General features: G+C 58.1%; 8 protein-coding genes. 1 reads left to right on the top strand and 7 read right to left on the bottom strand.

Annotated elements, in window-relative coordinates; genetic code table 11:
* Positions 1-6 precede the first annotated feature (6 nt).
* The 6 genes from ATO9_RS14550 to ATO9_RS24920 form a co-directional block, all read right to left on the bottom strand.
* Positions 7-975, bottom strand: coding sequence for a calcium/sodium antiporter (locus ATO9_RS14550; RefSeq protein ID WP_043750467.1), 969 nt, complete (start codon positions 973-975; stop codon positions 7-9).
* Positions 972-1136, bottom strand: a complete 165-nt coding sequence (locus tag ATO9_RS14555) for a hypothetical protein (protein WP_238318772.1) — start codon at positions 1134-1136, stop codon at positions 972-974. Before ATO9_RS14555 ends, ATO9_RS14550 begins: the two co-directional genes overlap by 4 nt.
* Position 1137: 1 nt before the next feature.
* On the bottom strand, positions 1138-1935 hold the full coding sequence (locus ATO9_RS14560) for a S49 family peptidase (RefSeq protein ID WP_156127876.1): 798 nt from the start codon (positions 1933-1935) through the stop codon (positions 1138-1140).
* 145 nt (positions 1936-2080) lie between these two features.
* On the bottom strand, positions 2081-2842 hold the full coding sequence (locus tag ATO9_RS14565; RefSeq protein ID WP_043750473.1) for an ABC transporter permease: 762 nt from the start codon (positions 2840-2842) through the stop codon (positions 2081-2083).
* Complete coding sequence (locus tag ATO9_RS14570; protein ID WP_043750478.1) at positions 2839-3768, bottom strand: ABC transporter ATP-binding protein; 930 nt, start codon at positions 3766-3768, stop codon at positions 2839-2841. The genes ATO9_RS14565 and ATO9_RS14570 overlap by 4 nt, the downstream gene beginning before the upstream one ends.
* 212 nt (positions 3769-3980) lie before the next feature.
* Positions 3981-8441, bottom strand: a complete 4461-nt coding sequence (locus tag ATO9_RS24920) for a calcium-binding protein (RefSeq protein ID WP_043750480.1) — start codon at positions 8439-8441, stop codon at positions 3981-3983.
* A 774-nt stretch (positions 8442-9215) separates the two neighbouring features.
* Between ATO9_RS24920 and ATO9_RS14580 the strand changes: the two genes are divergently transcribed.
* Positions 9216-9914 carry a YoaK family protein gene (locus tag ATO9_RS14580; protein WP_043750481.1) on the top strand — a complete coding sequence of 233 codons (699 nt, stop codon included), beginning with the start codon at positions 9216-9218 and terminating at the stop codon, positions 9912-9914.
* A 37-nt stretch (positions 9915-9951) separates the two neighbouring features.
* Here the strand turns inward: ATO9_RS14580 and ATO9_RS23910 are convergent, their stop codons facing one another.
* Entirely contained in the window at positions 9952-10086 is a 135-nt protein-coding gene (locus ATO9_RS23910; protein ID WP_081979597.1) for a DUF2256 domain-containing protein, read from the bottom strand.
* Between the last annotated feature and the right edge of the window lie 133 nt (positions 10087-10219).

Below are 10219 nucleotides of genomic sequence, written 5' to 3' on the forward strand. Positions count from 1 at the left end.
TGCGTGTCAGACAAGCACCATCGTGACGTAGAGCAGGTAGAGGAAGGTCAAGAGCGCGCCCCACCGACGACCCAGATCGCGCCCCATCAGAACGAAGGGGGCAAGGATCAGCGACGCGCCCAGCATGACCCACAGATCGAAGGTCAGGAATTCCGCATCGACCGGGATCTCGCCGAACAGCGACGTCACCCCGATGATGGCCAGCAGGTTGAAGATGTTGGAGCCGATGACGTTACCCATGGCCACGTCCGCCTGCTTGCGCATGGCCGCGACGACGGTCGTGGCCAGTTCCGGCAGCGACGTGCCAAGCGCCACGAGGGTCAGGCCGATCACTGCATCCGACACCCCGAATTGCCGCGCGATGATCGACGCGTTTTCGACCAGCAGGTCGGCGCCCAGAGGCAGACCGACAAGGCCGAGGACCAGAAAGACGATGATCTTCCACCAGGGCATGTCCGGGTCCGCGCCTTCAAGGTCCGCGATCTCGTCGGCTTCGGCCTCCGCACAGCTCAGCTTGGCGTCCGCCATGTGCTTGCGGGCGGAAAAGAACTGGTCGCCCAGCGTCATCGCCAGGGCGGCCAGCAGGATGATCCCGGTGATCCAGTTGAAGGAGCCAAGGAAGGCAAGGCCGATGAACAGCACCGAACCGGCCAGCATCATCAGGTAGGACCGCTTCGTGTCCAGCTGGCTGGTATGCATGCGCGAGATGATCGCGGGCAGCCCCAGAACCAGCAGCACGTTGGCCGTGTTCGACCCCACCACGTTGCCGAGCGCCAGGTCCGGCTTGCCCTCATGCAACGCCGAGAGAGAGATGATCAACTCGGGCGCGGAGGTGCCGAACGCGACGATGGTCAGGCTGACGATCAGGGCGGGGATGCCCACGCGCAGCGACAGGTTCACCGCACCGCGCACCAGCGCATCGCCGGCCAGAAGCAGGATCAGCAGGCCAAGCCCGCAGAGCAACCAGGGTATCATTTCTTCCTTCCCCCGCAATCGCAGGGCGCCTTGCCGATCCTGTACCGGCCGCATTTGCGGCACTTCAACGACGCGGCCTTGCGGCCCGGCAGGTTCACCTTGCCGAACATGGCGAGCACGCCGATGGCGACGAGAAAGAGTGTGACAATCTTCAGGATCACGTCAGAGGCCGAACCGGGCATAGGCGGCCCGCTCTTCGATTTCGTGGGCGACATTCCCGAGCACGGTGGCCCCGAAACGGGACATCAGGCCGCGTTTGGGGCCGTATCTGCGGAACCGCACCTTGTCGCCGTAGCGTTTCTTCATTTCCGGCACGATGTGACCGATCCCGTCGATCAGGCCCTTGTCCCGTGCCTTGCCGGCCAGCCAGACCTCGCCGGTGAACAGGTCCTCGTCCGCGGGCAGTTTTTTGCCGCGGCGGTCCTTCACATGGTCGATGAAGGCGGCGTGGATATCCTCCAGCAACCCTTCGAGGCGCGCGACATCCTCTTCCTTCTCGGGGCGGAAGGGATCGAGCATGGATTTGGACTTGCCTGCCGTGTGCACGCGCCGTTCGACACCCTGCCGGGCCAGAAAGACATGCGCCCCGAACGAGGCCGAGATCACCCCGATGGAGCCCACGACCGAGGTCCGGTCGGCATAGATTTCATCCGCCGCACAGGCGAGCCAGTATCCACCAGAGGCCGCGACGTCCTCGACGAAGGCGATGACGGGGACCTCTTTTTCCTCGGACAGGCGCCGGATACGGGCCGCGATCAGCGAGGATTGCACGGGCGATCCGCCCGGCGAATTGATGACCAGCGCCACCGCCACGGGCTTGCCCCGGCGAAAGGCCTTTTCGATCAGCGGTGCAAGAACCTGATCGTTCAACGGGCCACGCGGCCCCGAGGCGATCATGCCTTGCAGGCGAAGCACGGCAACGGTGGGCTGCCGTTTCAGAAGGCGTTTCACAAAATCCATGATGCCGATGTAGAGGCCCCTGCCCGTCTCGGCAAGATGACAGGCCTGTCGCCGCGCGAATATCGTCGCGGCAGAGCGGTCCTGCCCGTTTCGGGGCGCCTGATCGTCATGTGCTTGTCACGTCCTGGAGGTTAAATCCCGACCGTCACGACCGGATCCGCCAGCCAGTGCGGAAAATCCACCAGATCGCGCCGAGGCAGATCGCCGTGAAGCCGGCAATCGCCATCAGGCTGACCCCGACCGAGACATCCGCCATGTCGAAGAACGCCCAGCGGAAGCCCGAGATCAGATAGACCACCGGATTGAACAGCGTGATCGTCTGCCAGACCGGCGGCAGCATCGAGATCGAGTAGAAGGACCCGCCAAGGAAGACCAGCGGCGTGACAATCAACAGCGGAACCAGCTGCAATTGCTCAAAATTCTTGGCCCAGATGCCGATGATGAACCCCATCAGCGCGAAGGACAGGCAGGTCAGCACGAGGAAGGCGACCATAGCGAAGGGATGCGCGATCGTCAGGTCGACGAAGAGCGACGCCGTGCCCAGGATCACCAGCCCGATGAACAGAGCCTTCGTCGCCGCCGCGCCGACATAGCCCAGCACGATTTCCAGGAAGTTCACCGGGGCCGACAGCATCTCGTAGATGGTGCCGATGAACTTGGGGAAATAGATGCCGAAGGACGCGTTCGAAATCGACTGCATCATCACGGACAGCATGATGAGACCCGGCACGATGAAGGCGGCATAGGTCACGCCCTCGACCTCTTCGATCCGCGACCCGATGGCGGTGCCGAAGACGACGAAATAGAGCGACGTGGAAATGACCGGAGAGATGAAGCTTTGCAGCAGGGTCCGGAAGAACCGTGTCATCTCGTATCGGTAGATGGCCCAAACAGCGGTGAGGTTCATGCCGCGCTCTCCTTCACAAGGTCGACGAATATCTCTTCGAGAGAGGATTGGCGGGTCGAGATATCGCTGAGCACGATCCCCTCCCGCGACAGCGCGGCCAGCAGCGTGGTGATGCCCGTGCGTTCACTGTTGGTGTCGTAGGAATAGACCAGCTGCGTGCCGTCCTCAGACAATTCCAGCGCGTCCGACTTCAGACCGGCGGGAATGGACTGAAGTGGATCGCGCAGGTCGATGGTCAGTTGCTTCTTACCCATCCGGGCCATCAGCGCGTTCTTTTCCTCGACCAGCAGAAGCTGCCCGCCATTGATGACACCGATGCGATCCGCGATCGCCTCGGCCTCTTCGATGTAGTGGGTGGTCAGGATGATCGTGACGCCCTGGGTTTTCAGGTCGGCCACGATTTCCCACATGTCCTTGCGCAGTTCCACGTCGACACCGGCGGTCGGTTCGTCGAGGAACAGCACCCGCGGTTCGTGGCTCAGCGCCTTGGCGATCAGCACGCGACGCTTCATGCCGCCGGACAGTTCCTTGATCTGGCTGTCTTTCTTGTCCCAGAGCGACAGGCGGCGCAGGATCTGCTCGAGCAACTTGTCATCCCGACGCTTGCCAAAGAGGCCGCGGGTCAGGCGGGTCGCATTCCAGACCGTTTCGAAGGGTTCAAGGTTGATTTCCTGCGGGACCAGCCCGATGGCCGACCGCGCCTGGCGGTATTCGGTGATGATGTCGTGCCCGGCGACCAATGCAGTGCCGCCCGTCGGCACGGTAATCCCGCACACCGTTGAAATCAGGGTCGTCTTCCCCGCGCCATTGGGCCCGAGCAGGGCCAGGATCTCGCCTTCCTCGATTTCGAGGTCGACGCCTTTCAGCGCTTCGAAACCGCCGTCGTAGGTTTTTTGCAGGTTCTTGATTTGCAACACCGGTGCCATGGGCCGCCCTCCTGTTCGCGGCGCGACCCTAACGCTGACCGGTCGGTCGGAAAAGCGGGAATGCGCCCCGTGACACTGCGATAATGCACAGACCGAGGGGTCGTTTGCGGGGTTGAAATCACGGGCGGGTGACCCATTGCGCCACACCCAACTGCGGGCAACCCTGCCGAAGGATCGGCAGGGTCCTGTCCAATCGAAAAGCAAATGAGAGGTTAGAAGACCTCTATATCCGCAGCAGTGACCAGCGCATTCTGTTCAAAAGTCGCAACAAGGATCTGAATCGCCGCCCCGGTGCCATCTGTATCCAGCCAAAGCTGCCCGCTGGCTTGATCGAATATGAAGCGATCATTTGCATCAGATGCAGACAATCCCGTTGCGAAAGCCGACGGGTCCAGCATGCCAACTGCCACGGAATTGCCGAGCAACGAGCCCTTGAACTTCAGAATATCGCCCTCGTCGACCTCGTTTGCGTTGAAATCGATAATCCGATCCACGTTGTCGGGGCCGAGCGCCCGGTCAAAAACGAAAGTGTCCGATCCGGCCTGCCCCTTCAACGTATCGCGCCCTTCGCGTCCCACGATTGTATTGTCGAAAGGTGTGCCTACGATCGTATTGTCTAGCCCATTGCCGATTCCATTGAAGATCGCCGGGGCGCCATCCTTCGTATAGACCGTCTGCATGAAGAGTTTCTCGACATGAGCTTCCAACGCATAACTGCGGTATGCCAGAACGGTATCGTTGCCCTCGTCGAATTCTTCGACGGCAGTATCCCCGGGAGCCCGGATCAAATAGCGGTCATCGCCACGTCCACCAACGAGGGTATCGTTGTTCTTGCCGCCGTCGAGAATATTGTTGCGGCTGTTTCCGGTGATGACGTTGGCAAGCCCATTGCCCGCCCCTAGGATTGCATCGTTTTGTAGTTCCAAATCTTCGATGTGCTTCCGCCCCATCCGGAAGTCGACAAAGGCCATGACCGTGTCGTGACCCGCCCAGTTCCTGCTTTCAGCAACACGGTCGGTTTCCTCATAAACGAACAGCAAATCAGAACCAGGCCCACCAACCAGCAGATCGTCTCCAAGGTAGCCGGAAATGGTGTCGTCACCGTCTCCGCCATAAATGGTATCGTTTCCGAGACTGCCATTGATCTTGTCGTTGCCATGACCCCCATATACGATGTCATTGCCTTCGCCGGAACTAACCGTGTCATCGCCTGAGAATGCCGTAATGACCATTTCCGCCTGGGTTGCCTGTATGCGTTCCCCACGATGCGAACCGTAGATGGTCCAGACCCCGAGATCTTGAACAAGGATATCTTCGAACGCGAAGATCGTGTTTGTGACATCAGGAAGTTGGCCATCCACGATCACATTGCCGGAGGTCATATTGACGGTCACGTTGTGGGTGCCCCGATCGAACCTGTCGCCGAAGATGAGACGATCGAAATCCGGCCCCCCGTGAAGATCCCAGCCCAGCCCTTCAGATACCTTGACGATCACGTCATCGTCGCCGTCGCCAGCAAAGATGTCGTCCGCGCCGCCAAGGCCAAAGATCGTATCGTCGCCCGAAAACGCCTCAATCAACTCTGCACCAGCTGTGCCGGAAAGTTCCTCCGCTCCGGAGGTTCCCTGTATTACGCCCATCGTGGGACTTGTCGCGACGCTCATAATTTCCTCTTTATATGAATAGCGGTCATAATAGGTAACCTGTACGCTTATTCGAGCGCCAATATCTGCCGATACCAAATCGTATGTGGCGGCAGTCTGGTTTAAGATCGGATCGCTGTCACGCAACCACTGGTAAGAAAAGCTGCCCAGTCCGTCGATGTCGGTCAGCCCTCTGGTTATTGCGGCAAGAGTTTCACCGACCCGCACAGTCCCATCGATCAACACTTCGCCTTCAACCGGATTGTTGATATTGGCGATAGAGAACGTCTGAGACGTCAGTCTCGTTTCTTCGGTTTTGAAATTGTCGATATAGGTGACCTCGGCCGACATACGGGCACCGACATCGTCCTGGGTCGTAACATAGGTTGCCCCATTTGCGCCTGGGATGGCCTCCCTGTCACGCAACCATTGTACGGAAACATCCTCGCTATCGAACCCGTCGTATTCCGTGAAGTTCGAGAAATCGAGCGAAAGAGTCTCAGCTTCCTGCTGCGTTCCAGCAATCTGAATGCTGCCGATTGGCGCATAATTCCGCGCTACGCCTTGCATCGTCAGGGTTGACCCGTCCTGGAAAGTGACAACCCTATCTCCGTTCCCGTTGACGCCGACCGTCATAGCATCCAGTTCAGCCTCGGAAAACGCCGAGAGATCCAGAGTATCGCCCGTACGCTGAAAATCAGTGATGATGTCGTGGCCTTCACCCGGTCTGAAGATGTATGTATTTCCGTCCGAAAAAGAGGTTCCTCCCGTGAGGGTGTCGTTGCCAAGCCCGCCAATCAGCGTGTCATTGCCCGAGCCACCCATGAGGACGTCGTCACCACCCTGGCCGTCTATGGAATCATCGTCACCGTCGCCACGGACCGTATCTGCAGCCTGAGTACCAACGAAGGTATCATTACCACCGCGCAGCCAAATCTCACCTGCGCCGACGTATGCCTGAACCGCTGGCAGCAGTAGAACGTCGGCGTTGTCAGTCCCCGTCAGGCGGCCATTGGCAAGATCAAGTTGCTCGACCTCCGAGGAGAGCGGAAGTAGGAGTTGGGCGTAATTGTCCGCCATGGCACGATAGGTGTCGAGCCCATCTTCGCCCAGTAACGTGTCATCGCCACCGTAGCCCAAGATGGTATCGTCACCCGCTCCGGCCAATATTAAGTTCGCATCGCCATCATCGCCGAGAATGTCAGCCTGAGAGGACCCGACGAGGTTTTCAATTCCGATCAATGCCTCCAGCGGGCCTTGACCGTCCTTCGCACCGGTGCTCCCGTCCTGAAGCGAGGCGAAGGCCCCGACACTTGGAACCATCACGAAGGTATCGGTGCCGTCACCTCCCTCGAACCGATCCAACCCGTCATTCTGAACCAGCGTATCATCCCCTGACCCCGCAAGGATGTGATCATCAGCTGATGTTCCAACCAGACTGTCGGCACCTGCGGTGCCCGCGACATCATTGTAACCGGAGGCCGCCTGATAGCTGATCCCCTGGATGCCATCACTGGTATACCAAGTCGCGAATATTCCGTCATCCGTGGCTGCCACGATCGGCCGGTAATTGTTACCGGCGCCGTTGCCCACACGATCTGTAACCGAGACAAATTCCCCCTGAGAACCATCCGCGGCTATAAAGGCCGCGAAACCGTCGGCATTTTGCAGCGCACCCTCGACCGCTCCGGAAGTGTTGAGTTCGATGGCAAGGTAGGCCCCGCCATCGGGGACCGAAACGAGGTTGACCTGTTGGTTCAATGCCGTCGCGCCGAAGGGCATCTCCAAGGGCCGGGCGTCCAGAATGCCGTCGACGTAGGTCACGAGGATATTACGCCCGTGCGTTGTCGTGAACGCCGCGGCGAGGCCATCGCCCCCGAGGGAAGCATATGATTTGTAGACGATCTGTTCGTCAGGCTGAAAAGCGAACGCCTCAACCACCGGTCCATCGCTGATGGCGCCTGTGTCAGGGTCAACGATCTTTAGATGCATCTCCAGCGTTCGAAGGTACTGGTTGTCCGCGTTCGATTGAGACGCATCCTGGAAGAATTGCGCATAGCCGTTACCATAAGAGGCGACACCGTTATGCAGTGGAAAGAACCCCGGCTGTGTCGTGTCGAAAGCCACGACGCTCCCATCGGCGTTGATGATGTATTGGTTCAATGAATCGGTCGCGTACTTTGCCGTGTAGACAACCCTGCCATCCGACAGCGCTGCCAGATCACCGTCCTGCCGCGATGTCGTTCCATTGCCGCTTTCGATGATCGAAGAGCCGAAACGTGCCGTCCCGTCCGCATCGAACATTTGAATGTATGTAGTAGCCGAATTCGTCGACGGCGTGGAAAGGTGTTCCGTCCAAGCCATTGCGAAGCCTCCATCGGGCAGGCCGGCAACGACAGGCATTGTGGTAAAATCCTCGCCGCTAACGAAATCCGCACCAAACGGCGCGGATTCAAAGCTGACGCTACCATCGCCATTAATGACTTGAAAAATTACCTTGGTCTGATCCATACCGGCTGTCGCGCCGACCAACTGAATAAGGCGCACAACAGAGCCATCAGTCAACGATGCGACCATCCTGGCATCGTAGTTCGAATTGAACGCGGTTTCCTGGTAGACTTGAGCCTTGGTCTCTGCGTGCCACGGTAGAGAACCGATTGTCAGATTGACCTGTGTCCCATCCAGACGGGTCACAGTCTCAACTTCGCGCATCAGGGCCAAAGACTGAATTGATGTCACTTCGATCTGCGCCACTCGATGTGTGTAGCCGCCGAAAAGGATCGGATCGACCTCGGTGAATGCGTCGAAGTGAATACCGTCGCCCGGAACGGCTCCGGGGGTTGAGACTTCGACGATATCGAGTCCAGACCCACCGTCTATGCGCTCGTTATCTTCCAGAGGAAATTGAAAACTGCTTGCAGACGTTGGTCCAAAGACAATCGTATCGTCTCCATCCAAGGCACTGACGACGTCTGCCGTGCTTGGTGACGTGATAAGGTCTGCGCCCGGAGTGCCGAAAATCGTAGACATCAGTATTTCCCCCAAAGCAATGCTGCAAAGTCGTTCACTTCGCAAATAGGTCAATCAAATCAGAATGATAGATAAAATTTTATCCCGAAATTCGCACGACCTGAAGAACGGTCCATCCATACTGCATGGCGACCGTCGGCTTTGCAAATCGTAGTTTAAGTCACTGTCCGAATTTCGGGGGTATGGGGAGCTCAATCCAATGTCATCATGCAGAGCGTATCCTGCGAACTCGAGTTCGCAGGCATCAACATTGATCGTGTGCCTCACCAGCTTGCTGTCGACAAGCCCGAGATCGCAGCCGCGTTCGTCGTCTTGGCGTTCCCGTAAGGGCTCCAGAAGCTGGCTCTCGTGTAAGATACGACCTCAAGGTCATCACGAACCAATTTACGAAGACGGGCCAAACACAGATGAGCGAGCAAACCGCCGGTCGCAACAGGTAGTAATCAAACGCTTTCTATTGGCTGGATGGATGGCGGCCAACAGCCGAAATCTTCAAGAAGCGCTACAAATCAAGGGTAAGTGGCGGACCGAGGAGGACGAGCGAAATATCCTCCGAAACAAAGTATTACGAGTTCCAACTCGCACCACTCCCAATTAATGACATCAATGGGTTGGCAGACGGAGTTCCAAGTCCGATCTGAACCGGTAGGACCGACTAACACTGCGAGACATCACGACGCGCCAACGCAATGCTCTCCCCTCAAGAGCTCAGGGCTGACAATGCCTTCAGCGCGGCTTACTCTGCCCTGAACCTATCCCTAAACATGTCTGAACATGCTGATACGCGTCGGGCAGGAGCGCACTGAAAAGATCAACCTGGCGCTCGCTGGCATGCTTGCTACGATCGCCGGTGCTCTGAACGCGGCCGGGTTCTTGGCCGCTGGGGTATTCACCGCGAATATGACAGGCAACGTGTCCGCCTTTGCCGACACCTTGGTCACAGGTGATATCGCTGTGGCGCTCTGGCTCCTGCCGTTGGTCTTCACTTTCATTCTTGGCGCCTATTGTGCTGCGATTTTGGTCCTACGCGGGCTCGCCAAAAAGGTACGGGGCGCGTTCGCCTGGGCAATCGTTTTGGAGGCGTTATTGCTCGCAGCGCTGTCCATCGGGATGACGCTGACAGATGGCACAGTCTCCGAAGTTCTGATGACCGTGTCGCTGAGTTTCGTGCTGGGATTTCAGAACTCGGTCACCACTCTTATTTCGGAGGCCCGCGTACGAACTACGCATGTCTCGGGTATGGCGACCGATATCGGTGTGGGCCTGGCTTCGCTTTCCGGCGATCGTGATCGCAAAAGAGATGCCATCGCGAAGTTGAAGCTGCATGCCATCACGCTTTCATCTTTTGCGATAGGCGGCATCGCGGGCGCCATTGCATTCAATTGGGCAGGCGCTTGGTTTTTTGCGATGGCCGCTGCAGCATTGCTTCTGATCGGCTTGCCAGAGCTACTGCGAGCCCGACGAACTCCCTAGGAATAACCGGCATAAGTTTGCCAGATTGGAACCGCCTTTAATTGGCCGATCGTCGGCATCGTTCTGAGCAGTAAATAACAAGCTCCCAATCACGAGCCCATTTCTTGCGCCAAGCGAACGGTCGACCGCATACAGGACACGTCTTGGTCGGGAGTTCAGACTTTTTGCGCATTTTCATAGATGTAAAGGTTAGACCAATGCGAAGAGCGAGCAAGGCATCATGCTCGCCGTATCGTCAGCTCCCGGCCCATACCGGTTGACCTGCCCCCTGTTGGTCCCTCGTTCATAATGAGAGTCTGCAGGTT

This window comes from Pseudooceanicola atlanticus (assembly GCF_000768315.1).
GTDB classification, from domain to species: Bacteria; Pseudomonadota; Alphaproteobacteria; order Rhodobacterales; family Rhodobacteraceae; genus Pseudooceanicola; species Pseudooceanicola atlanticus.

Bases quoted from the DNA above. Each gene is read 5' to 3' on its own strand.
- ATO9_RS14560 (WP_156127876.1), bottom strand. From the start codon at position 1,935: ATGGATTTTGTGAAACGCCTTCTGAAACGGCAGCCCACCGTTGCCGTG.
- ATO9_RS14570 (WP_043750478.1), bottom strand. From the start codon at position 3,768: ATGGCACCGGTGTTGCAAATCAAGAACCTGCAAAAAACCTACGACGGC.
- ATO9_RS14565 (WP_043750473.1), bottom strand. From the start codon at position 2,842: ATGAACCTCACCGCTGTTTGGGCCATCTACCGATACGAGATGACACGG.
- ATO9_RS14580 (WP_043750481.1), top strand. From the start codon at position 9,216: ATGCTGATACGCGTCGGGCAGGAGCGCACTGAAAAGATCAACCTGGCG.
- ATO9_RS24920 (WP_043750480.1), bottom strand. From the start codon at position 8,441: ATGTCTACGATTTTCGGCACTCCGGGCGCAGACCTTATCACGTCACCA.
- ATO9_RS14550 (WP_043750467.1), bottom strand. From the start codon at position 975: ATGATACCCTGGTTGCTCTGCGGGCTTGGCCTGCTGATCCTGCTTCTG.
- ATO9_RS23910 (WP_081979597.1), bottom strand. From the start codon at position 10,086: ATGCGCAAAAAGTCTGAACTCCCGACCAAGACGTGTCCTGTATGCGGT.